Below are 476 nucleotides of genomic sequence, written 5' to 3' on the forward strand. Positions count from 1 at the left end.
GTAGTCGACTGCTCCGGAGCTAGATGGGACTCGAACCGCCAGCGCGACCAGTGGACCTGCCCGGCTGTCCCCACGCGAGCCGTTCACATCGATATATCGAGCCTATTTATGCAGGTCGGATGGTTCGTCGCGGAGCGTGGTGGACCATGTGTACCAGCATCCGAACCGTTTGATCTTGGTTGCTGGCCCTGAAATCGCTGTCCGGCCGGTCGCTACCCGAGTCCTGACCAGGGACGATGCCCCGTGACCGCGCCAACCGGAACATCATCTACCGAGTCGAACAAGTGTTCCCAAAACCTGGCGGTTCCGGACCCTTCGGCCCGTCTGGTGACCATGATCGTCGGCGTGGTGGTCGCGTTGACGTTTCTCTTCGGGTTCGGGAATGTCCTCGCGCTCGGGCTCCGTCTTGGCGTTCCGATGTGGGTCGCGCCGCTGAACTCCCCGGAGTTCAGGCGAACTGAAGGGTCCTCGGCGGG

General features: G+C 62.6%; 1 protein-coding gene. It reads left to right on the forward strand.

The features are described 5' to 3' along the window. Window positions 1–243: 243 nt before the first annotated feature. Window positions 244–476: hypothetical protein (locus tag DD1DGNOD_RS28225; RefSeq protein ID WP_131770566.1), on the forward strand; the 233-nt coding region annotated here is incomplete at its 3' end.

It is taken from the genome of Candidatus Protofrankia californiensis, assembly GCF_900634765.1.
GTDB lineage: Bacteria > Actinomycetota > Actinomycetes > Frankiales > Frankiaceae > Protofrankia > Protofrankia californiensis.